Origin of the sequence: Pseudomonas sp. IT-P176 (assembly GCF_949767245.1) — a bacterium.
GTDB lineage: Bacteria > Pseudomonadota > Gammaproteobacteria > Pseudomonadales > Pseudomonadaceae > Aquipseudomonas.
In genome coordinates this window covers 15,707-37,349 of the sequence record NZ_CATKPN010000042.1, presented here as the reverse complement: position 1 = coordinate 37,349, position 21,643 = coordinate 15,707, and the positions used below count along the sequence as shown (strand labels likewise).

Annotated in this window: 20 protein-coding genes; 13 read left to right on the top strand and 7 right to left on the bottom strand. The window is 60.9% G+C overall.

The features are described 5' to 3' along the window. Positions 1–72: 72 nt before the first annotated feature. Positions 73–2,022 carry an ATP-dependent DNA helicase RecQ gene (locus ACM6IP_RS11600; RefSeq protein WP_414861524.1) on the bottom strand — a complete coding sequence of 650 codons (1,950 nt, stop codon included), beginning with the start codon at positions 2,020–2,022 and terminating at the stop codon, positions 73–75. Positions 2,023–2,444: 422 nt separating this feature from the next. On the opposite strand from ACM6IP_RS11600, the gene ACM6IP_RS11595 reads away from it, so the two are divergent. Together ACM6IP_RS11595 and ACM6IP_RS11590 are read left to right on the top strand one after the other, a co-directional pair. After that, on the top strand, positions 2,445–2,732 hold the full coding sequence (locus ACM6IP_RS11595; protein ID WP_095167457.1) for a hypothetical protein: 288 nt from the start codon (positions 2,445–2,447) through the stop codon (positions 2,730–2,732). Between the two features lie 100 nt (positions 2,733–2,832). Next, positions 2,833–3,963, top strand: coding sequence for a hypothetical protein (locus tag ACM6IP_RS11590; RefSeq protein ID WP_414861523.1), 1,131 nt, complete (start codon positions 2,833–2,835; stop codon positions 3,961–3,963). 68 nt (positions 3,964–4,031) lie between these two features. Here ACM6IP_RS11590 and ACM6IP_RS11585 read toward each other — a convergent pair whose 3' ends face one another. Both ACM6IP_RS11585 and hslO read right to left on the bottom strand, forming a co-directional pair. Then, complete coding sequence (locus ACM6IP_RS11585) at positions 4,032–5,573, bottom strand: phosphoenolpyruvate carboxykinase (protein WP_414861522.1); 1,542 nt, start codon at positions 5,571–5,573, stop codon at positions 4,032–4,034. Between the two features lie 179 nt (positions 5,574–5,752). After that, positions 5,753–6,655: an Hsp33 family molecular chaperone HslO gene (gene hslO, locus ACM6IP_RS11580; protein ID WP_414861521.1), complete on the bottom strand. Its 903-nt coding sequence runs from the start codon at positions 6,653–6,655 to the stop codon at positions 5,753–5,755. A 100-nt stretch (positions 6,656–6,755) separates the two neighbouring features. Here hslO and ACM6IP_RS11575 point away from each other — a divergent pair, with 100 nt between their 5' ends. Further along, positions 6,756–7,565 (top strand): phosphatase PAP2 family protein, encoded by an 810-nt coding sequence (locus ACM6IP_RS11575; RefSeq protein WP_095167466.1) that lies wholly within the window; start codon positions 6,756–6,758, stop codon positions 7,563–7,565. 51 nt (positions 7,566–7,616) lie between these two features. Here the strand turns inward: ACM6IP_RS11575 and ACM6IP_RS11570 are convergent, their stop codons facing one another. After that, a complete protein-coding gene (locus ACM6IP_RS11570) occupies positions 7,617–8,021 on the bottom strand; it encodes an RNA-binding S4 domain-containing protein (protein WP_159993136.1) in 405 nt (134 codons plus the stop codon). Positions 8,022–8,301: 280 nt separating this feature from the next. On the opposite strand from ACM6IP_RS11570, the gene ACM6IP_RS11565 reads away from it, so the two are divergent. Further along, complete coding sequence (locus tag ACM6IP_RS11565) at positions 8,302–8,724, top strand: ATP-dependent zinc protease (protein ID WP_237234996.1); 423 nt, start codon at positions 8,302–8,304, stop codon at positions 8,722–8,724. Next, positions 8,721–9,626 (top strand): 30S ribosomal protein S6--L-glutamate ligase, encoded by a 906-nt coding sequence (rimK, locus tag ACM6IP_RS11560; protein ID WP_095167472.1) that lies wholly within the window; start codon positions 8,721–8,723, stop codon positions 9,624–9,626. The genes ACM6IP_RS11565 and rimK overlap by 4 nt, the downstream gene beginning before the upstream one ends. Before the next feature lie 130 nt (positions 9,627–9,756). Here rimK and ACM6IP_RS11555 read toward each other — a convergent pair whose 3' ends face one another. After that, on the bottom strand, positions 9,757–11,070 hold the full coding sequence (locus ACM6IP_RS11555; protein ID WP_095167474.1) for an ATP-binding protein: 1,314 nt from the start codon (positions 11,068–11,070) through the stop codon (positions 9,757–9,759). A gap of 108 nt (positions 11,071–11,178) precedes the next feature. Then, positions 11,179–11,919 carry a two-component system response regulator OmpR gene (gene ompR, locus ACM6IP_RS11550; RefSeq protein ID WP_095167476.1) on the bottom strand — a complete coding sequence of 247 codons (741 nt, stop codon included), beginning with the start codon at positions 11,917–11,919 and terminating at the stop codon, positions 11,179–11,181. 361 nt (positions 11,920–12,280) lie between these two features. Here ompR and ACM6IP_RS11545 point away from each other — a divergent pair, with 361 nt between their 5' ends. The 7 genes from ACM6IP_RS11545 to tauD all read left to right on the top strand — a co-directional run bounded on the left by ACM6IP_RS11545 (position 12,281) and on the right by tauD (position 20,610). After that, positions 12,281–14,605, top strand: a complete 2,325-nt coding sequence (locus tag ACM6IP_RS11545; protein WP_414861520.1) for a Tex family protein — start codon at positions 12,281–12,283, stop codon at positions 14,603–14,605. Next, positions 14,605–14,988, top strand: a complete 384-nt coding sequence (locus tag ACM6IP_RS11540) for a PaaI family thioesterase (protein ID WP_095167480.1) — start codon at positions 14,605–14,607, stop codon at positions 14,986–14,988. The genes ACM6IP_RS11545 and ACM6IP_RS11540 overlap by 1 nt, the downstream gene beginning before the upstream one ends. A 272-nt stretch (positions 14,989–15,260) precedes the next feature. Beyond that, positions 15,261–16,844 (top strand): glutamate--cysteine ligase, encoded by a 1,584-nt coding sequence (gene gshA / locus ACM6IP_RS11535; RefSeq protein WP_095167482.1) that lies wholly within the window; start codon positions 15,261–15,263, stop codon positions 16,842–16,844. A 261-nt stretch (positions 16,845–17,105) separates the two neighbouring features. Next, positions 17,106–18,083, top strand: a complete 978-nt coding sequence (gene tauA / locus ACM6IP_RS11530; protein ID WP_159993134.1) for a taurine ABC transporter substrate-binding protein — start codon at positions 17,106–17,108, stop codon at positions 18,081–18,083. Positions 18,084–18,098: 15 nt separating this feature from the next. Next, positions 18,099–18,893 (top strand): taurine ABC transporter ATP-binding subunit, encoded by a 795-nt coding sequence (gene tauB, locus ACM6IP_RS11525; RefSeq protein ID WP_159993132.1) that lies wholly within the window; start codon positions 18,099–18,101, stop codon positions 18,891–18,893. Further along, positions 18,890–19,729, top strand: a complete 840-nt coding sequence (tauC, locus tag ACM6IP_RS11520; RefSeq protein ID WP_414861519.1) for a taurine ABC transporter permease TauC — start codon at positions 18,890–18,892, stop codon at positions 19,727–19,729. The genes tauB and tauC overlap by 4 nt, the downstream gene beginning before the upstream one ends. 44 nt (positions 19,730–19,773) lie before the next feature. After that, positions 19,774–20,610, top strand: coding sequence for a taurine dioxygenase (tauD, locus tag ACM6IP_RS11515; protein ID WP_414861518.1), 837 nt, complete (start codon positions 19,774–19,776; stop codon positions 20,608–20,610). A 66-nt stretch (positions 20,611–20,676) separates the two neighbouring features. Here the strand turns inward: tauD and ACM6IP_RS11510 are convergent, their stop codons facing one another. After that, entirely contained in the window at positions 20,677–21,078 is a 402-nt protein-coding gene (locus tag ACM6IP_RS11510) for a type II toxin-antitoxin system HicB family antitoxin (protein ID WP_095167490.1), read from the bottom strand. 299 nt (positions 21,079–21,377) lie between these two features. Between ACM6IP_RS11510 and ACM6IP_RS11505 the strand changes: the two genes are divergently transcribed. Then, positions 21,378–21,635 (top strand): hypothetical protein, encoded by a 258-nt coding sequence (locus ACM6IP_RS11505; RefSeq protein WP_414861517.1) that lies wholly within the window; start codon positions 21,378–21,380, stop codon positions 21,633–21,635. Positions 21,636–21,643: the final 8 nt, after the last annotated feature.

Genomic DNA, 21,643 nt, shown 5'->3' with positions numbered 1-21,643 from the left:
CGATCCTTAGACAGCGATCACCATAGTCAGCCGGCCAGCCTTTTTGAAGTCAATTACGCTGATGGGCGACATTCAGCAGATGGATGTTCCTACAGATAGATGGTGCTCGGCCCAACTGCGCACCTCGGCGTAAGGGTAAGCCTCCAACGCCGCAAAGCCGGGAATTGATCGGGCCTTGAGCTTGGTAAACAGCGGCATGCTGATGCCACACAAAAACCGCGTCAGCCGATCCGCGCTCGGCACCTGAGCGTTGAAGCCCTGGTGCCTGCGGATAAAGTCGCCGCACAGGGCCTCGAAGTTTTTATCCGCCAGTGCCGGCAATTCGGGGGGCGCCGGCAGACGGGCAACCTGACCATGGCACACCGAGCAATGCCCACATTGCCGAGGCGCGTTGTTATCACCGAAATACTGCGCCAGACGATACCCCAGGCAGTGTTCGGTGGCGAACAGATCGAGCATGGCGTGGATGCGCGCAACTTCCGTGCGTTCGTGCCGGGTGAAATACGCATGCAGGTCCAGGCTCAACGCCTGCCCATCGAAGTCGCTCTGGAGCAAGCTGTAGACCTCGGTCGTCTGTTTGCTTTCCAGCTCGATCCAGCCTTGCTCTTGAAAGTAATCCAGGGCCTTGACCACCCGGTTGCGCTCAGCCTGGTACCGCAGGTACAGCGCGTCGAAATCGACCGTGACCCAAGTTCGCGCGCGGCTTGAGGTCTGGATGATGGCTTCGACAAAGTCCCGGCGCTCGCCGGTAAAACGTGCCAACAGCGCTTCAGGTTCCAGTACAAACTTGAACCGGTACTCGGCGAAATAGGCGTACCGCGGGGCGATCAGGCGCTTGAGTTCCAGTTGAACCAGGAGGGTCTTGAGCGGCAACTGGCGAATGTTGCTGTGATCGGCCAGCGGCCCCAGCAAAAACTCCCATTGCCCCTCCGGCGCGCACGCTTGCAGCTCATCGAGCACACAGCGGATGCCATCGAGCTCCGGGGTGTCGCCATAAACGAAGTTTTCCAGCACGTTGAGGCTGTCACGATTGGCCAGTACCAGGCAGTCGGAGGGTTCACCGTCTCGTCCGGCGCGACCGATTTCCTGGCTGTAGTTTTCGATGGATTTGGGCAGGTCGAAATGCACCACATTGCGGATGTCGCTCTTGTCGATCCCCATGCCAAAGGCGATGGTGGCGACAATGCAATTGGACTGGCCGCCCATGAACCGGCGTTGAATCGCTTCGCGCTGATCATGGGGTAGACCGGCGTGATAGGCCTCGGCCGCAAGCCCTTGCTGGCTCAGGTGCTGGGCGATCTGTTCGGCGGTTTTCTGCAGGGTCACGTAGACGATGCTGGGCTGTCCGGCCCGTTGACCCAGCCATTGCACCAGGCGCCGACGCTTGTCCTGGCCACGCACCGGCTCCACCAGCAAATTGAGGTTGGCCCGATAGAAGCCGGTGGTGACCACATCATCCGGAGCAATGGCAAACCTGGCCTGCATGTCGGCGATGACCTTGGGCGTCGCGGTGGCGGTCAGCAACAAGGCCTGGGGGATGTTGAACTGGCGCTGGTAGTCCGGCAGCTTCAGGTAGTCCGGGCGAAAGTTATGACCCCACTCGGAAATGCAGTGTGCCTCGTCCACCACCAGCAGCGAGATCGGCACCTGCTGCAGAAAATTGCGAAAACGCTCGTTCTTCAGGCGCTCCACGGAAATCATCAGGATCTTCAACTCGCCGCTGCGCGCCCGCGCCATCACCTCGTTGGCGTCATCACGGCTCTGGGCCGAATCGATACTGGCTGCGGCGATACCGTGCTGTTGCAGGAATGCCAGTTGATCCTGCATCAGCGCCAGCAGCGGCGAGACCACCAGCGTCAGGTGGGGCAACAGCAAGGCCGGCAACTGGTAACACAAGGACTTGCCGGAGCCGGTGGGGAAAATCGCCGCTGCCGAGCGCCCCGCCAGCACTGCACTGATCGCCGCCGCCTGGCCGGGACGAAACTGTGGATAACCGAAGACCTGTTCGAGGGTGTTGTGCATGAGCGGTCACTCCATTGACGGCGGCAATGCCAAAAGCCTAGCGGGCGAGTGCAGCACGTCGAGAAAAGGTCGGGGATAAAAAGATACGGAATGATACAGGGAGAACGTCCCATGACCCGCGACTCTGCAACGCTCGCGAATCGTGCATTTCAATGCGAAACATCCTACTCAGTTTTGTCGAGCTGACGCCGTCACGCCAAGCGTCAAACCTACCCAACACGTGGGAAATCCGCGTCTTGGCCATCCGCCCAAAAAAACCGCGAAACGCCTGTAGGCCAGCTTCCGATCGTCGTGTAATTCCCCTACAACAGCCGTCCATGCAGGCCATCTTGCTGCGCCTTGCCAGCACTCCCTATAGTTTGCAGCAAGGCGCAACCGCCCCTTACCGAGCGATTTCGTATATGCCTCCCGGAACCTTGCCCATGAGCACCTTAACTCCGTTTTTCGAGCGCTATCGTCGGCTGAGCTCTGCCGCCGGCGATACCCCGGTACTGGTCATCGACACCCACGCCACTCCCCAGGCTCTGCTCGACGCGGCTCAACAACGCATCCGCGCCGCCAGCAACTTGCTGGAAACCTTTTACTGCCTGTGTTTCAACCAGGCGGACGTCAAGGATATTTCGCATATCGTCAACGCGTTATATCTATTGATTCAAGACGGCAGTGACTTGCTTGAAGTCATGCAACAGCGCATGCCAAAACAAACTTGAAGTTATCCACACACTAAAACCCAGCAACACTAAGTGCCTTCCATACTTAGCTATTCAAACTTAACCTGCCTATTCATTAAAAATATTAAGGCAGCCCCCAATGACCACATTAACTGTATATTTCTGCGGAACCGGCTCGACTAAATTCGACGCTACGAATGATACGTACTGGAACGGCGAACTTGTTTCCACCCTGGCCAGCCACGAACTTAGTCGAGAGTTTGCCGAATGGGCAGTAATCGACGGCCCCGGCACCAGCAACTTGCAAGCCGACGAAATGTTCTACGAATCCGAAGAATACGGTATTGCCGGAAGCCTGTTCGGCAGTGGCTGGGTAGAAAACGTCAAGCACGCCCTGCAACTCATCAAGGGCAAGAGTTCCTGGCAACGCCTCGAACTAAGCGAAGAAGAATATAATCGCCTGAAAGCTGCCGGCATTCCCATTGAAGAGGTCAAAAAAGTCGGCTCATGGTTCTGGCGCAAGTACAATTACGGCAAACGTCCGGTAAGCCAGCAGGAGTTACAGGAACAAATCATCAAAACATTCCGCAAGGACGGTATTATCCCGACCACTGTCAATCTTGTTGGCTGGAGTCGCGGCGCGGTAAGTTGTCACATGTTGGCCAACATGATGCTCGATGATCCTGAACTGAAACAGGTACCGGTGAATATCTTTGCCGTCGACCCTGTTCCCGGCCCCCTGAATTTTCAGCCTGAGCGGGTGACACTTGGCGCCAACGTCAAAGAGTATGTTGGCTTTTTTGCCCGCGACGAACGCTCCAAATGGTTTTGCTGCGTTATCCCGCAGACTCACAACAGCACCAGGACCCATATCTACCCCATGGCCGGCCGGCACGGCACCTTGGCCGGCAACGCTTCCCTCAAGGGCACCCGTGGTCCGAAACAATTGCCGGAACCCGGCCTGATCGTTCGCCACTTCGCCGAGCGCTGCCTGACCCGCTGGGGCGTTAAGCTCGACAAGATGCTCCAGCTATCGACTGCCGATCTGCAGAAGCACCACGCTGCCATCGAACAAGCCGAGGCCGATTACGTACGCATGCGCAAAGAGTCCTATACCTACTTCACCGAGCAGGAACAGGGCGAGCGTTACGTCTCCCATGGCAGCAAAGGCACCGCCTTCTCTACGGTCCAGGGTCCGGCCCTGCAGCCGACGGCAGGGCTGAGTGCGAGCCTGGTGTTTGAGCAGTCCAGCTACCTGGGTATTCGCTGATTGTGCAGCGCTTCAATCACACAAAAAAGCCGCCCCGAGGGGCGGCTTTGTTTGCATCAGACCAACACTTACAGCTTAGGACCTGCAGCCTTGATGGCGTCGCTCACGTCGAACTTCTTGAAGTTCTCGATGAACAGGCCGGCCAGGGCCTTGGCAGCTTCGTCGTAGGCGGCTTTGTCAGCCCAGGTGTTGCGTGGGTTCAACAGGCCAGTCTCAACGCCCGGTACGGCCACTGGCACGTCGAGGTTGACGGTGTCCAGGTGCTCGGTCTCGGTGCCGATCAGAGCGCCGCTCTGGATCGCTGCGATCACCGCACGGGTAGTCGGGATGTTGAAACGCTTGCCGACGCCGTAGCCGCCGCCGGTCCAGCCGGTGTTGACCAGGTAGACCTTGGAACCGAAGCCGCGGATGCGCTTGATCAGCAGCTCTGCGTATTCGCCAGCCGGACGCGGGAAGAACGGTGCGCCGAAGCAGGTGGAGAAGGTCGACTTGATGCCGCTGCCCGAACCCATTTCAGTCGAGCCCACCAGAGCGGTGTAGCCGGACAGGAAGTGGTAGGCCGCTTGTTCTTCGTTGAGGATCGACACTGGCGGCAGAACGCCGGTCAGGTCGCAGGTCAGGAAGATCACAGCGTTTGGCTCGCCACCCAGGTTCTGCTCGGAACGCTTGGCAACGTGCTCCAGCGGGTACGCGGCGCGGCTGTTCTGGGTCAGGCTGACATCGGCGTAGTCGGCGTGCTTGGCGTCGTCGATCACGACGTTTTCCAGGACTGCACCGTGCTTGATGGCTTTCCAGATAACCGGCTCGTTCTTCTCGGACAGGTCGATGCACTTGGCATAGCAACCGCCTTCGATGTTGAACACCACGCCTTCACCCCAGCCGTGTTCGTCGTCACCGATCAGGTAACGGCTTTCGTCGGCCGACAGGGTGGTTTTGCCGGTGCCCGACAGACCGAAGAACAGGGTCACGTCGCCTTCTTCGCCGATGTTGGCGGCGCAGTGCATTGGCAGCACGTCAGCGGCCGGCAGCAGGAAGTTCTGTACCGAGAACATGGCTTTCTTCATTTCACCGGCGTAACGCATGCCGGCGATCAGCACTTTCTTCTGTGCGAAGTTGAGGATCACGCAACCGTCGGAGTTGGTGCCGTCGCGCTCTGGCACGCACTCGAAGTTGGCCACGTTGAGCACTTGCCATTCTTCACGACCGGCCGGGTTGTACTGGGCCGGGTTGATGAACAGGCAACGACCGAACAGATTCTGCCAGGCAGTCTGGGTGGTCATTTTCACGGCCAGGTAGTGGTCTTGGGCAGCACCAACGTGAACGTGGGAAACGAAATGCTCTTGCGCGTTGTTGAAAGCCTCGACGCGAGCCCACAGGGCATCGAACTTGTCGGCCGGGAACTTGCGATTGATCGGGCCCCAGGCAATGGCTGCCTGGGTGGACGGCTCTTCAACGATGAAACGGTCGACCGGCGAACGACCGGTGCGGTGACCGGTTTCTACGACCAGCGCGCCAGTATCGGCAAGCACGCCTTCACCGCGCTGCAGGGCTTCTTTGACCAGATCGTCAACACTCAGATCGGTGTATACGGCGTTATTGGCTTGCGTCATGAGGTTCCCCGTCGGCCAGTGGCCGAGTGCTCCGAACGTTTTGTAGTAGAAAGTCCCGCACTACTACCGCGAAAAAAGTGGGCCGGATTATGCCAGAAAAGCCTGAAAAGAGTAGGGTCCTCCCGTCAGTACGGCGTTAATCCGGAACAAAGCAGTGAATTTACCTGCGCTGAAACGTTTTAGTGACGAGTATCTGACGGCGTATCCACACCCGCACCGGCGAACAATTGGCCGATATCGGCCGAGTCGAACAGGTAGCGCTGGTTGCAGAACTGGCAATCGATCTCGATATTGCCGCCATGTTCGACGACCAACGTCTGGGCATCTTCCAGGCCGAGGCTGACCAGGGCGTTGCCGGAACGCTCGCGGGAACAGCTGCAACGAAAGCGCAATTTCTGCACATCAAACAGGCGCACCTGCTCTTCGTGGTAGAGACGGTGCAGCACGGTTTCGTTGTCCAGGCTGAGCAGTTCATCGGCAGTCAAGGTGCCACCCAGCGCCGTGATGTGCTGCCAACTGGCGGCACGTTCTTCATCGTCTTTCAGGCGGTCGGCGGGCAGTTGCTGCAGCAGCAGACCACGAGCCCGACGGCCATCGGCATGCAGCCAGAAGCGGGTACCAACCTGCTGGGACATGACGAAGTAATTAGTGAAGCATTCCGACAGGGTCGCACCATCAAGATCGACGATGCCCTGATACCGCTGGCCCTGAGTCGGGTCGACAGTCAGAGCCAGGACGCCATTGGGCATCATGTCCGCGAGGGTCGCATCAGGGGCGATCTGGTCGGCTTCGTAACGCGCCAGGCCACGGATTTCCCGCTCGCTCGAGCACTCGATCATCAAGAGCGGCACCGGGCCTTCGGAACGCGCCTGAAGGATCAGCAAACCATCGAACTTCAAGGTGCCGACCAACAGCGACGCAGCCGCCATCAGCTCGCCAAGCATCTGCGCCACCGGCTCCGGGTAGGGGTGTTTGGCGAGGACTTCGGCATAGCTGCGCTCCAGCGCAACCAGTTCGCCACGGGTATCGCTGTCATCAAAAATGAAGCGCTGGGTGTAGTCGGTATCCGGTAGATCAGTCATAGGTCTGGGTATCTGAAGTGATGACAAAATGTGTGCAAGGGCCGAAAATCAGCTTCTCGCACTATTTTGGTGCGTGATTTATCGCCATGGGAGGCATTTTATGAACAATCCGAGTCTGTTCCAAGCAAGGTGGGACCTCGGCCGATTGACGCTGTGTAATTTAGTCCCGCTGGCCCTGCTGGGCTTCTGGTTATGGCCCGCGGGGCAGATGCTGTGTGTGATTTTCGACGAGTGGCTTTTTCATTTACTCAATGACCCCCTGGCGACCAATCCGACCTGGCTGCACATCTGGGCGGTTGCCAGCCTGAGACCCTTTGACGCGGTGGTCGGGGTGATCCTGCTGGCGCTGCTGATTCGCGGCAACTGGGTGTTCAAGGCCGGCGATGTGCGCCGCGCTTTTTTTGGCTTCTTCGCCATTCTGTTGCTGATGCTGGTGATCCGTACCCTGTTCTCCAAAGTCGCCGCGCACCTGGGCTGGCAACACCAGAGCCCGTCGATGGTGATTGCCGGCGCGGTGCAGATGAGCGACTACTTCCCGGGCCTGGAAAAGACCTGGGAACTCAAGGACCGTTCCAGCCAGAGCTTTCCCGGGGACCATGCCTCGGTGCTGATTATCTGGGCACTGTTCATGAGCCTGTTCAGCCGTACCCTGGGGCAATGGCTGACGGTCTGGAGCCTGGCCCTGCTGTTCATGCTGCCGCGCCTGGTAGCTGGCGCCCACTGGGGCCAGGACGATTACATCGGCGGTATGCTGCTGGCGGTCTGGGCATTGGGCTGGGGTTACTACACGCCGTTCGCTGCCAGGGCGTCGGAGTTCTTTATGCGGCTGACCGCGCCACTTTTCAAGTTGCTGGGCCAGTTGCCGGTGGTTTCGCGGATGAGCGTAGTGCGAAATGTACCTGCCAACTGATTGAATCATCGCCGCAAGGATCGCCACCTGCAGGTGGCGATCCCTGGTCCGCTATTCGTGGCTGCTGCCGTGAAACTTGAACAGGTCACGACGCTGTTTCTTGCTCGGCTTGCCGTCGGTAGTGACACTCAGGGCGCCGGCCTTGCGCAGTGCCGCGGCATTCTCGCGCTTGACGATACTGGCGTCGGTCTCCGCGTACAGCGCCTGGGCCTCTGGGGCGCCGCGCCGAACGATCGATAGCGCCTGGACCACCACCGTGCGTTCTTCAAATCCGATGCGGATCTGTAACTCGTCACCGACGCGCGGCTCCTTGCCTGGCTTGCAGCGCTCACCTCGACAATGCACCTTGCCACTCTCGATGGCGGCCTTGGCCAGCGCGCGGGTTTTGTAAAAGCGCGCCGCCCACAACCACTTATCGAGACGGACTTTGTCGTCCTCTTCGCTTTTTTGTGCCATGGGTTTTCCTCATTCTGAAATATTTCTGAACTGTACTACCGTTTCTGTCATGCCATGAATTTCACCGCCGCAGCATACAATGCCCCACCTCCTCAGGCCGCATCCGAGGAGCGGCAATCCGGGCTGTAGATATCTGTCGCCTTTTAACCACTATTCTGCGTGAATACCGCCCATTCGACCGCGTTGCGGTGCGAGCGGGTATCTCACCGGTTGAGCACATTTGAAGACATTTGACCATTTGACCGTTGTCGGTCTGCGCGAGTGGGTGGCGCTCCCTGATCTGGGAGTTGCGGGCCTGCGTGCGAAAATCGACACCGGTGCCAGCACCTCCAGCCTGCACGCCACCGAGATCGAGCCGTTCGAGCGCGATGGCGAGAAGTGGGTGCGGTTTACCGCACACCTGGGCACGGTGGTGCAGTTGCGCCACCGTCGCTGTGAAGCGCCGCTGGTGACACGAAAAACCATCAAGAGCTCCAATGGTCACGCGCAGGTGCGCTACGTGATCAGCACCACCCTGGCACTCGGTGATCGGGTCTGGCGAGTCGAGTTCACCCTCGCCTGCCGCAAGTCCATGCGTTATCGCTTGCTCCTCGGTTCCAAGGCCCTGATCGACGGCCAGTTGGTGGTCAATCCCGGCATCAAGTACGTTCAAGACAAGCCGGTGTTCCCGGTGTCCACTCTCTCCTCCACAGGTGTTGCATGAAGATCGCTGTGCTGTCGCGGAACCCGCGTCTGTATTCCACTCGTCGTTTGGTTGAAGCCGGGACCGAACGCGGCCATGAGATGGTGGTGATCGATACCCTGCGCGCCTATATGAACATTGCCAGCCATAAGCCGCAGATCCACTACCGCGGCAAACCCCTGGAAGGGTTCGACGCCGTGATCCCGCGGATCGGCGCGTCGGTGACCTTTTATGGTTGCGCGGTGTTGCGCCAGTTCGAAATGATGGGCGTGTTCCCGCTCAACGAGTCGGTGGCGATTGCCCGCTCGCGGGACAAACTGCGCTCGTTGCAGTTGCTGTCACGCCGTGGCATCGGCCTGCCGGTCACCGGTTTTGCCCACTCGCCGGACGACATCCCTGACTTGATCGACATGGTCAATGGCGCGCCCCTGGTGATCAAAGTGCTGGAAGGGACGCAGGGCATCGGCGTGGTGCTATGCGAAACAGCGACCGCCGCCGAGTCGGTGATCGAGGCGTTCATGGGCCTCAAGCAGAACATCATGGTCCAGGAATACATCAAGGAAGCCGGTGGCGCGGACATCCGCTGCTTCGTGGTCGGCGACAAGGTAATTGCGGCGATGAAGCGTCAGGCCAAGCCGGGCGAGTTCCGCTCCAACCTGCATCGTGGCGGCAGCGCCAGCCTGATCAAGATCACCCCGGAAGAACGCATGACGGCATTGCGCGCGGCCAAGGTCATGGGCCTGGCGGTGGCCGGCGTCGACATCCTGCGCTCCAACCACGGACCGCTGGTGATGGAAGTGAACTCCTCACCGGGCCTGGAAGGGATCGAAACCACCACCAGCAAGGACGTGGCGGGGATGATCATCCAGCATCTGGAGAAGAACGGTGGACCGAACATGACCCGGACCAAAGGGAAGGGGTGAGGGCAGCGGCGAGCGGCGAGCTTCAAGCTTCAAGCGGCAAAAAAGGAGCAACATAGATCCTCTTGTAGCTTGTAGCTTGTAGCTTGTAGCTCATAGCTCGTAGCTCGTAGCTCGCAGCTCGCAGCTGCGCCTATACCGCATCCCGAGGCAACATCAACCCCAACGGCAACCGCACCCGCGCCTCCAGGCCACCGCCGGAACGGTTGCGCAGTTCGACATTGCCGCCATGCATCGACGCGATGCGCTTGACGATGGCCAACCCCAACCCGGTGCCCTTGCCGCCCCGGGCACGGTCGCCGCGGGTGAACGGGTTGAAGATCGCCTCCAGCTCCGCCGGATCGATGCCGGCCCCGCGATCCATGACACTCAGCACCACGTACGGCGCGCTGACATCCCCCGAGACGTAAGCCGCCACCTCGACATCGCTACCAGCGTGATGCAAGGCGTTGCCGATCAGGTTGTTCAGCAGGCGCTTCATCGATACCCGACGTAGTGGAAACGGTTGGATCGGCTCCAGGCGCAGCCGCACGCGTTCTTCGTTCTGGTTGTAGGGCGCCGCCACTTCACGCACCAGGTCGCTCAGGTCGACCTCCTCCACCGACTCGTCGCGACCATCACGAATGAATGCCAGGAACTGGTCGAGAATCGCGTCCATGTCCTCGATGTCGCGCACCATGTCGTCCGTCAGGTCGTTGTGGCCGCCCATCAGCTCCAGCGACAGGCGCAAGCGGGTCAGGGGCGTACGCAGGTCATGGGACACCCCCGCCAGCATCAACTCACGCTCACGCCCTGCCTGCTCGACATCCTCGGCCATCTGGTTGAAGGCCCGATACACTTCGGCCATCTCGCTGGGCGTGTCGCTGATCGGCAGCCGCACGCTGCGGCCCTGCCCCAGTTGGCGCGCGGCATCCACCAGGCGCTTGAGGGGCTGGTTGAGCTGGCTGACGAAGATCCACGCCGAGGCGGTGGATAACAGTCCGATGGCGAGGAACCAACCCAGCACGCTCCAGATTTTCTGGCCCCGCAGCGGATGCGGGTACAGCGGCACTTTCAGCCAGCCATCGCCCAGGCTCGGCGCCCGCACCCAGAGCGCTGGTGGTGCGTGCATACGCAGGCGCACTTCGGTGTCGCCACCCAGTTCGGCCTGCATCTGCCGTTGGTAGATTTCACTGTAGGGCCAATGCTGCTCACCGTCGGGCACGCCAGCGCCGACCACACGGATCAATCCGACGGAGTCGGCAATTTCAGCTCGGTTGGTTTCGTCGGCGGCCCAGTACGCGCGCAGCGTCAGGGCGACACCGTGGCTGTACTGACGATCCACCAGCACGTCCTCGTTCATCAATAGATAAACCAGGGTCAGCGCCTTGGAAAAAAGCACGACGATCAGCACCAGCCAGAGGGTGCGGGAGAAGAAACTCTGAGGGAACCACACAGGGGTTTTCATAGGACACAGCTACACACTTTGCAGGAGCGAGAGAGACTCGCAGAGTTGCGGATCACGAATCAACCGGATAACGCACTATCCGGCCGATTCGCTCCTACAAATGACTGATCACTTGGTCGCAGTGCCGTCCGGAACGAACACGTAGCCCACACCCCAGACAGTCTGGATGTAACGTGGCTTGGAAGGGTCGGGTTCGATCATCCGGCGCAAGCGGGAGATCTGTACATCGATGGAACGCTCCAGGGCATCCCATTCGCGGCCACGGGCCAGATTCATCAGTTTGTCGCGGGTCAGCGGCTGGCGCGCGTTCATCACCAGCGCCTTGAGGACCGCGAACTCACCCGTGGTGAGCATGTGTACTTCATCGCCGCGCTTGAGTTCGCGGGTGGCCAATGACAGCTCGTAGTCACCGAAGCTCACGCTTTCGTCTTCGCTGCCCGGCGCGCCCGGCACCGGTGTCGACTGACGGCGCAGGACCGCCTTGACGCGCGCCATCAGCTCGTCCGGATTGAACGGCTTGGCCAGGTAATCATCGGCTCCCAGCTCCAGGCCCTTGATGCGGCTCAACTCGTCGCCCTTGGCGGTGAGCATGATGATCGGGATCTGGTTGTTCGCGCCACGCAGGCGGCGGCAGGCGGTCAGGCCGTCTTCACCGGGCAGCATCAGGTCGAGGACGACCAGGTTGAACACTTCACGGGCCAGCAGACGATCCATCTGTTCGGTGTTCGGTACGGCGCGGGCACGGTAGCCCTTGCTGACGAAAAAACGTTCCAGCAGGCTGCTGAGCCCCGGATCGTCGTCAACGATTAGAATTTTTTCGCCTTCAGCAGTTTGTGCAGTGCTGCTCATTGGATGCTCCTTTGATCTCGGCGCGCATTATGGCGTAGCTGCCGTTATACGCACCGTGTGCATTGTTAGCAGATTTTTCCTCTACCGCCAGCGATACAGGCATTGTGCCTACAGGTTGCTTTAGCCCCCGAAGCGCGGAACGCTGGTTATAATGCGCGGCCTTTTGTGTCAGGCAACGTCAGATCGTTACCGTCTGTGGCGGCTTTTTATTTTTCCGCGCCGGGCAGTAATTTTTCGATTTCACGGGTCAATGGGATGCCTTTTGATCCAGGTAGCGGCGCAGGCCAGGCCGCTCAACCAGACTCGCCGGGCCTAGTCACTGCGCCCGCGAGCCTGCTTTCACAATTTGTCAGGTGGTTTTATGGACAGCATCAACAGCCGCATCGCCGAGGAACTCGGTGTCCGCCCACAACAGGTCGAAGCGGCCGTCGCGCTACTCGATGAAGGCTCCACAGTGCCCTTCATCGCCCGCTACCGGAAAGAAGTGACCGGCAGCCTCGATGACATCCAGTTGCGACACCTGGAAGAGCGCCTGCGCTACCTGCGAGAACTCGACGAACGGCGCATCAGCATCCTGGCCAGCATCCAGGAGCAAGGCAAGCTGACCCCGGCACTCGAGCGTGACATCAAGCTCGCCGACACCAAGACCCGCCTCGAAGACCTGTACCTGCCGTACAAGCAGAAGCGCCGTACCAAGGGCCAGATCGCCCTGGAAGCCGGCCTCGGCGAGCTGGCCGACGGCCTGTTCAACGACCCGACCCTCGCGCCAGACTCCGAAGCCGCGCGCTTCGTCGATGCCGAGAAAGGCGTGGCCGACGTCAAGGCGGCCCTCGAAGGCGCCAAGTACATCCTCATGGAGCGCTTCGCCGAAGACGCCAACCTGCTCGACAAGTTGCGCAGCTACCTCAAGCAGGAAGCCACTCTCAGTGCCCGCGTGATCGCCGGCAAGGAAGAGGAAGGCGCCAAGTTCCGCGATTACTTCGAACACGATGAACCGCTCAAAAGCATGCCGTCGCACCGCGCACTGGCAATTTTCCGCGGCCGCAACGAAGGCATCCTCAGCTCCGCGCTGAAAGTCGGCGACGAACTGCCGGGCACCATGCACCCGTGCGAAGGCATGATCGGCCAGCAATTCGGCATCGCCAACCAGAACCGCCCGGCCGACAAATGGCTGGGCGAAGTGGTGCGCTGGACCTGGAAGGTCAAGCTCTACACCCACTTGGAAACCGACCTGCTGGGCGAGCTGCGTGACGGCGCCGAGACCGAAGCTATCAACGTCTTTGCCCACAACCTGCACGACCTGCTGCTAGCCGCCCCGGCCGGCCCGCGCGCCACCCTGGGCCTGGACCCGGGCCTGCGCACCGGCTGCAAGGTCGCGGTGGTCGACTCCACCGGCAAGATGCTCGACCACGCCACGGTCTACCCGCACGTGCCGCATAACAAGTGGGACCAGACCATCGCGGTGCTGGCGGCCTTGTGCGCCAAGCACTCGGTTGACCTGATCGCCATCGGCAACGGCACCGCCAGCCGGGAAACCGACAAGCTGGCCGCCGACCTGATCAAAAAATACCCAGCGATGAAAATGACCAAGGTCATGGTCTCCGAAGCCGGTGCTTCGGTGTACTCGGCCTCGGAGCTGGCCTCCAAGGAATTCCCGGATCTGGACGTATCGATCCGTGGTGCGGTGTCGATTGCCCGACGCCTGCAGGACCCGCTGGCGGAACTGGTGAAGATCGATCCGAAGTCGATCGGCGTCGGCCAGTACCAGCACGACGTGTCGCAGTTGAAACTTGCGCGCGGCCTGGACGCGGTGGTCGAAGACTGCGTGAATGCCGTCGGGGTCGACGTCAACACCGCCTCCGTGGCGCTGCTGGCACGCATCTCCGGCCTCAACGCGACCCTGGCGCAGAACATCGTCAGCCACCGCGACGAACACGGCGCATTCAAGACCCGCGCCGCACTGAAGAAGGTCGCCCGCCTGGGAGAAAAAACCTTCGAACAGGCCGCCGGTTTCCTGCGTGTAATGAACGGCGACAACCCGCTGGACTCCTCGGCGGTGCACCCGGAAGCCTATCCGCTGGTACAGCGCATTGCCGCTGAGACCGACCGTGATATCCGCTCGCTGATTGGCGACGCAAGCTTCCTCAAGCGCCTGGACCCGAAGAAGTACACCGACGAAACCTTCGGCCTGCCAACCGTCACCGACATCCTGCAAGAGCTGGAAAAACCTGGCCGCGACCCGCGTCCCGAGTTCAAGACCGCCGAGTTCCAGGAAGGCGTCGAAGACCTCAAGGACCTGCAGCTGGGGATGATCCTCGAAGGCGTGGTGACCAACGTGACCAACTTCGGCGCATTTGTGGATATCGGCGTGCATCAAGACGGTTTGGTGCATATCTCCGCGCTTTCCGAGAAGTTCATCAAGGACCCACGGGAAGCGGTAAAAGCCGGTGACGTGGTCAAGGTCAAAGTCATGGAAGTCGACATTCCGCGCAAACGCGTGGGCCTGTCGATGCGCATGAGCGACACCCCCGGCGAGAAGATCGACGGTGCCCGTGGTGCACGTCCAGGCTCGGCTCCACGCCAGTCTTCGAACAACGCACCGCGCAAGGAAACCCCGGCGGCCGCGCCAAGCAACAACGCCATGGCGTCGCTGTTTGCCAACGCCAAGCAATTGAAGAAACGCTGATGGAGGTCCCTGCCGGGTTGTCCGAAAGCGCCTTCTTCAAGCTCTTGGGTTGCCGTTTGCACAGCCTGGAAACCGGGGTCGCGCAAGTCGCCCTGGGCCTTGCGCCAGAGCTGCGCAATCGCGGTGGCAAGCTGCACGGTGGGGCCCTGTTCAGCCTGGTGGACATTGCCATGGGGCTGGCCTGTTCCAGCGTGCATGGCTTTGACCAGCAGAGCGCGACCATCGAGTGCAAGATCAACTACATCCGCGCCGTCTCGGACGGCGAGGTGCTGTGCACGGCCCGGGTGCTGCACCCGGGCCGGCGCACGCTGGTGGTCGAGGCCGACGTGATGCAAGGCGACAAACTGGTCGCAAAAGCACAAGGCACATTCGCTGTCCTGTAGATGCCGCTCATCGATTTGGGTTAATTTCAGCGCAATGCAACCTGTGGGAGCGAGCTTGCTCGCGATGGCGGTGTGTCAGACGACGTTAATGTTGACTGAGACGCCCTCATCGCGAGCAAGCTCGCTCCCACAGGGATTGTGCAGTTGCCGACCGACCGGCATGAGGCCTGTGCGGCGAAAAAACCAGGCGAAAACGCCAGTTTCCACTTCACCCTTGTAGACCGTCTTGCCCACCCCCATATTGGGGCGACTGACGCGTGAAGGAATCCAACTTGAGCGAACTTCTCAACCGCCGCCTGGCTCTGCTCGGTGAGCGCGCTAACCTCTCTCTGCTCGAACAGTGCCTTCACGGCATCGAACGTGAATGCCTGCGCGTGACCAGCGAAGGTCGCCTGGCGCAAACGCCGCACCCGGAAGAATTGGGTTCCGCGCTGACCAACGAACAAATCACCACCGACTATTCCGAGTCGCTGCTGGAGTTCATCACGCCCGCCCTGCCGGACCCGGCAGATACCCTGGCGAGCCTGGACAGCATTCATCGCTTTGCCTACAGCAAACTCGGCAACGAGTACCTGTGGAGTCCATCGATGCCGTGCCCGTTGCCGGCCGAGGAAGACATCCCGATCGCCTACTACGGCACCTCCAACATCGGTCAGCTCAAATACGTCTACCGCAAGGGCCTGGCCCTGCGCTACGGCAAGACCATGCAGTGCATTGCCGGGATTCACTACAACTTTTCGCTGCCGGAGAAGCTCTGGCCGCTGCTCAAGGAATCCGAAGGGTTTGTCGGTACCGATCGCGACTATCAGTCCTCGGCCTACATCGCCCTGATCCGCAACTTCCGGCGCTACAGCTGGTTGCTGATGTACCTGTTCGGGGCCTCGCCGGCACTCGACGCCGGTTTCCTGCGCGGTCGTTCGCACCAGTTGGAACAACTGGACGCCGACACCCTGTACCTGCCTTACGCCACCAGCCTGCGCATGAGCGACCTGGGTTACCAGAGCAACGCCCAGGCCGGCCTGACGCCGTGCTACAACGACCTGGACAGCTACACCGACAGCCTGCGCAAAGCGGTGGCCACACCCTATGCGCCCTACGTGGAAGTCGGCACCCACAAGGACGGGGAATGGGTCCAGCTCAACACCAACATCCTGCAGATCGAGAACGAGTACTACTCCAACATCCGCCCCAAACGTGTGACCTACACCGGCGAGCGGCCGATCCAAGCCCTGGTGGCCCGGGGCATCCAGTACGTTGAAGTGCGCCTCCTGGACATCAACCCGTTCCTGCCGACCGGCATCGACCTGCCCGAAGCACGTTTCCTGGACGCCTTCCTGCTGTACTGCGCGCTGAACGACAGCCCGCTGCTGACCAGCAACACCTGTAGCAACGCCACCTCGAACTTCCTCAGCGTGGTCAAGGACGGGCGCCGTCCGGGCCTGCAACTGCAGCGCGATGGACAGCCGGTGGACATGAAGGAATGGGCCTTCGAATTGCTGGAAAAAATCGCCCCGGTGGCTGCATTGCTGGACCAGAGCCATGGCGCTGACACCCACAGCAAAGCCCTCGATGCACAGCTGGCGAAGATCAAGGACCCGTCCCTGACCCCGTCCGCCCAGGTGCTGGCGGCGATGAACGAGCACAAGGAAAGCTTCGCCCAGTTCTCCCTGCGCCAGAGCCAGGCCCACGCCGAGTTCTTCCGTAGCCAACCGCTGCCGGCCGCAGAACAGGCCCGGTTCGAAGCTGCGGCCCGCGCGTCCCTGGAGCAACAAACCGAGCTGGAACAGAACGAGGTCGGTGACTTTGATGTGTTTGTCGGCTCGTATCAGGCGAGTATTCTGGCGATCAGTAACTAACCGCCGAAGGTCCTGCGCACGTTATCGTCGCAACTGCGCCCGGAGCAAGCTCGCTCCCACAGTGGATTCTCGGTGTGAGCACAATCGTGCAATCACCATTAAACCCATGTGGGAGCGAGCCTGCTCGCGATGACCGCGTAGCGGTCGCTCCTCAAGCTTTCTTCACATAAGCTAATTCGAAAAAGTTATTTACTTTCGAATTCTTAGATCATTTAGTCTCATCACTCGCCGAAATCCCGGCCGCCTGATGAGGACTCGATGATGAAACTGCACTTCCCCCTACGCCTCCTGGCGGCCGCGTCCCTGGCTGCCGCGAGCTTTTTCGCCCAGGCGGCCGACGTCACTGTCGCCTACCAGACCACCGTTGACCCGGCCAAAGTGGCTCAGGCCGACGGCGCCTACGAAAAAGCTACCAACGCCAAGATCGACTGGCGCAAATTCGACAACGGTGCCGACATCATCGCCGCCATCGCCTCCGGCGACGTGCAGATCGGCTACCTCGGTTCCAGCCCGCTGACCGCGGCAATTACCCGCAAAGTGCCAGTCCAGACGTTCCTTATCGCCACCCAGATCGGCGCCGCCGAAGCCCTGGTCGCCCGCGACGGTTCCGGGATCAAGACCCCACAAGACCTGGTCGGCAAGAAGATCGCCGTGCCCTTTGTCTCCACCGGTCACTACAGCCTGCTGGCCGCGCTCAAGCACTGGAACATCGACCCCTCGAAAGTCACCGTGCTCAACCTCGCCCCGCCGGCGATTATCGCGGCGTGGAAACGCGGTGACATCGACGCCACCTACGTCTGGGACCCGGCCCTGGGCGTTGCCAAGGAAAACGGCAAGGTGCTGATCACCTCCGGCGAACTGGCCAAGTTCGGCGCTCCGACTTTCGATGCCTGGATCGTGCGCAAGGACTTCGCCGAGAAGCACCCGGAAATCGTCACCGCCTTCGCCAAAGTCACCCTCGATGCCTACGCCGACTATCGCAAAGACCCGCAAGCCTGGCTCGCCAACCAGGGCAACGTCGACAAGCTGGTGAAGCTGTCTGGTGCCAAGGCCAGCGACATTCCGCTGCTGCTGCAAGGCAACGTCTACCCGCTGGCGGCTGATCAGGTGCTCACCCTGGGTGCACCGACCACCAAGGCCATTACCGACACCGCCACGTTCCTCAAGGAACAAGGCAAGGTCGAGGCCGTGCTGCCGGACTACGCGCCCTACGTCAGCGCCAAATACATCACCAACTGATCGGAGCACATCGCGATGGCCTTGCTACAGCTGGAGCGCATCAGCGCACAGTACCCAGGCAGCCCGGAACCGGTACTGGCGGATATTTCCTTGACCCTGGGGCCCCAGCAACTGCTGGTCGCCCTCGGCCCGTCCGGCAGTGGCAAGACCTCGCTGTTGAACCTGATCGCCGGGTTTGTCGAGCCCAGCGCCGGGCGCATCACCCTCGACGGCGTCCCTGTCAAAGGCCCAGGTGCCGAACGCGGCGTGGTGTTCCAGGACGATGCATTGCTGCCTTGGCAGGATGTGCTGGCCAACGTTGGTTTCGGCCTCGAACTGGCCGGTGTACCCCGCGCCCAGCGTGAAATCCGGGCGCGGGAAATGCTCGCCCTGGTCGACCTCGCAGGCTTTGACAGCCGGCGCATCTGGCAGCTCTCGGGCGGTCAGAAACAGCGCGTCGGCCTGGCTCGCGCCCTTGCCGCCGACCCACGGGTGTTGCTGATGGACGAACCCTTCGGCGCCCTCGACGCCTTCACCCGCGAACAGATGCAGGAGCTGTTGCTGCAAGTCTGGCGCCGCACCGCCAAACCGGTATTCCTGATTACCCATGACATCGAAGAGGCGGTGTTCCTCGCCACCGACCTGATTCTGCTGGCGCCCAACCCCGGGCAAATCGTCGAACGCCTGACATTGGATTTCGGGCAGCGATATGCCGCCGGCGAATCGGCACGGGCGATCAAATCCGACCCGCGCTTCATTGAAACCCGCGAACACGTGCTCGCCCGTGTGTTCTCGCAACGCAGCGCCGCCCAGCGGCAGGAGCGCGCATGAGCACTTATGAGATCCCGGCTGCATCAGCCAAGACATCCAGCCCGACCAGTCCCCTGCCACTGCGGCGCAGCCTCGGCACCCGCTGGATCAGCGTCCTGACCCTGGTCAGCCTGATCACGCTGTGGTGGGCCGTGACCGCCACCGGCCTGATCGAACCACTGTTCCTGCCGCCACCCTCGGCAGTCCTGCAAAAGGGTTGGCTACTGGTGACCAGCGGCTACATGGACTCGACCTTGTGGCAACACCTGGGCGCCAGCCTTGGGCGTATCGGCCTGGGTCTGGGTTTTGCCGTGCTGAGCGCCGTACCGGTGGGCATTGCCATCGGTCACAACCGCATCGCCCGGGGCGTGCTCGACCCGCTGATTGAGTTCTACCGGCCGATTCCACCATTGGCCTATCTGCCCCTGATCGTGATCTGGTGCGGCATCGGCGAGCTGTCCAAGGTCCTGCTGATCTACCTGGCGATCTTTGCGCCGATTGCCATCGCCACCGCCACCGGCGTACGTACCGTCGACCCGGCCAAATTGCGCGCCGCGCAGTCGCTGGGTGCAACCCGGGCACAACTGATTCGCCACGTGATTTTGCCCAGCGCCTTGCCGGACATTCTCACCGGTGTGCGCATCGGCCTGGGCGTGGGCTGGTCGACCCTGGTCGCCGCCGAACTGATTGCCGCCACCAGCGGCCTGGGTTTCATGGTGCAGTCGGCCGCGCAGTTCCTGGTCACCGACATCGTGGTCCTGGGCATCCTGGTGATCGCGCTGATTGCCTTTGCCATGGAGATGGGCCTGCGTGCCCTGCAACGCAAACTGGTGCCGTGGCACGGCCAGCCCCATTGAATTGACTATGCCGACACTTCGGCACCCGGATTGAAGAGAGCCCCATGAGCAGCCTGACCATCACCCCCTTGAGCCATGCCCTCGGCGCGCAGATCAGTGGCGTCGATATTGCCCAGCCCCTGAACGTCGAGCAGCGCGACGCCATCGAGCAAGCCCTGCTCAAGCATCAGGTGCTGTTCTTTCGCAATCAACCGGTCACCGCGCAGCAACAGGCGCGTTTTGCCGCCAACTTCGGCGACCTGCACATTCACCCGATCTACCCCAACGTACCGGAACAGCCTGAAGTGCTGATCCTCGACACGGCCCAAACCGATGTGCGCGACAACGCCGTCTGGCACACCGACGTGACCTTCCTGCCGACTCCGGCCCTGGGCGCAGTACTCAGTGCCAAGCTGTTGCCAGAATTTGGTGGCGATACCCTGTGGGCCAGCGGCATCGCGGCCTATGAAGCCCTGTCCGAGCCTCTCAAGGTCCTGTTGCAGGGCCTGAGCGCCACCCACGATTTCGTCAAATCGTTCCCGCTGGAGCGCTTTGGCAACACCGCGCAAGCGCTCGAACAATGGGAAGCCACGCGCAAGAAAAACCCACCGCTGTCGCACCCGGTGGTCCGTACGCACCCGGTCAGCGGGCGCAAGTCGCTGTTCGTCAATGAAGGCTTCACGACCCGGATCAATGAGCTTTCGGACAGTGAAAGCGAAGCCATCCTCAAGCTGCTGTTCGCCCACGCCACCCGCCCGGAATTCACCATCCGCTGGCGCTGGCAGACCGACGACGTGGCCTTCTGGGACAACCGCGTGACCCAGCACTTTGCAGTGGACGACTACCGCCCCGCCCGGCGCGTGATGCACCGGGCCACGGTGCTGGGGGATGTGCCGTTTTAACTGAATTGTTGCCGGGGCCGACATGGGCCGGCAACGATCGGCTGTTTGCTCAGGCCGGCCCAGCGTTTAAACCGATAACTCACGTAACGCCGCCGCGGCCAAAAAACCGGAACGCGAGCTGTAGCGCTGATCGCGCCTCACGGTCTGGTCGATGCGCTCAAGCAACTGCTCCGGCAACGTTGCGTTAAACCGCACTGATTTGCCGAAATACGGGGTCACGTCAAATTCCACCACCGCCCAAATCCCACCCGCGTAATCCGGGTTCTGGAAGTGTTGGTCAATTTCATGCACCTGAGGTAACGGATCGCCATCGGCGACCAGCCCTTCGTAATGCAGCGCCAGTGCCTCTTTGACGTTATCCAACGCCTGCGCAACCGTCTCACCCGCGGAGAAACAACCGCCGACATCCGGGATAATCACGCCGTAATCGGAGTCGGGATCCTTGTGTAGCACGACTGGGAATTTCATGGAGATAGCCCCTTCCAATCCGCCCTCATCGGGACTTTTATCGATAGATAGGCATACGGATTAATACACACGATACACACTAAGATATAAAACAGCCGGCCGCAAACCAGCGATTGTTTTCCAGACCACTGGCTAACGCGCCTGTGCAAACACCTCAGCCAACCCATCGACAAATACCCGAACCCGTGGCGCCATGTGTCGGTTGTGCGGGCACTGGATCAGGCTGGCGACACGCAGGTCTAAACCGCATTTGGACGAAGCACGCCTATGCTCGATAGGACGCACAGGAGTGTACGACCATGCACAGCACCATCATTATCGTCTTCGGCCTGGCCCTGCTGGCGCTGATGTTGTTCATCGGCCAGCAGCTAGGCTTCAGTCCACAGACCCTGACCTACAGCTTTGTCGTGCTGTGGCTGGCGCTGTCGACAATCAACGGCGCCATCGGCGTGATGGTTGGCGGGCAGTCAGTGATCCATGAGTTGATGGTGGGGTTCATGGTGTTTGCCGTGCCGGTGGCTGCCCTGGTGTTGTTCATGACCATGAGCAACACCTGAGCAGCCCG

Bases quoted from the DNA above. Each gene is read 5' to 3' on its own strand.
- ACM6IP_RS11600 (WP_414861524.1), bottom strand. From the start codon at position 2,022: ATGCACAACACCCTCGAACAGGTCTTCGGTTATCCACAGTTTCGTCCC.
- ACM6IP_RS11595 (WP_095167457.1), top strand. From the start codon at position 2,445: ATGAGCACCTTAACTCCGTTTTTCGAGCGCTATCGTCGGCTGAGCTCT.
- ACM6IP_RS11590 (WP_414861523.1), top strand. From the start codon at position 2,833: ATGACCACATTAACTGTATATTTCTGCGGAACCGGCTCGACTAAATTC.
- ACM6IP_RS11585 (WP_414861522.1), bottom strand. From the start codon at position 5,573: ATGACGCAAGCCAATAACGCCGTATACACCGATCTGAGTGTTGACGAT.
- hslO (WP_414861521.1), bottom strand. From the start codon at position 6,655: ATGACTGATCTACCGGATACCGACTACACCCAGCGCTTCATTTTTGAT.
- ACM6IP_RS11575 (WP_095167466.1), top strand. From the start codon at position 6,756: ATGAACAATCCGAGTCTGTTCCAAGCAAGGTGGGACCTCGGCCGATTG.
- ACM6IP_RS11570 (WP_159993136.1), bottom strand. From the start codon at position 8,021: ATGGCACAAAAAAGCGAAGAGGACGACAAAGTCCGTCTCGATAAGTGG.
- rimK (WP_095167472.1), top strand. From the start codon at position 8,721: ATGAAGATCGCTGTGCTGTCGCGGAACCCGCGTCTGTATTCCACTCGT.
- ACM6IP_RS11555 (WP_095167474.1), bottom strand. From the start codon at position 11,070: ATGAAAACCCCTGTGTGGTTCCCTCAGAGTTTCTTCTCCCGCACCCTC.
- ompR (WP_095167476.1), bottom strand. From the start codon at position 11,919: ATGAGCAGCACTGCACAAACTGCTGAAGGCGAAAAAATTCTAATCGTT.
- ACM6IP_RS11545 (WP_414861520.1), top strand. From the start codon at position 12,281: ATGGACAGCATCAACAGCCGCATCGCCGAGGAACTCGGTGTCCGCCCA.
- ACM6IP_RS11540 (WP_095167480.1), top strand. From the start codon at position 14,605: ATGGAGGTCCCTGCCGGGTTGTCCGAAAGCGCCTTCTTCAAGCTCTTG.
- tauA (WP_159993134.1), top strand. From the start codon at position 17,106: ATGAAACTGCACTTCCCCCTACGCCTCCTGGCGGCCGCGTCCCTGGCT.
- tauB (WP_159993132.1), top strand. From the start codon at position 18,099: ATGGCCTTGCTACAGCTGGAGCGCATCAGCGCACAGTACCCAGGCAGC.
- tauC (WP_414861519.1), top strand. From the start codon at position 18,890: ATGAGCACTTATGAGATCCCGGCTGCATCAGCCAAGACATCCAGCCCG.
- tauD (WP_414861518.1), top strand. From the start codon at position 19,774: ATGAGCAGCCTGACCATCACCCCCTTGAGCCATGCCCTCGGCGCGCAG.
- ACM6IP_RS11510 (WP_095167490.1), bottom strand. From the start codon at position 21,078: ATGAAATTCCCAGTCGTGCTACACAAGGATCCCGACTCCGATTACGGC.
- ACM6IP_RS11505 (WP_414861517.1), top strand. From the start codon at position 21,378: ATGCACAGCACCATCATTATCGTCTTCGGCCTGGCCCTGCTGGCGCTG.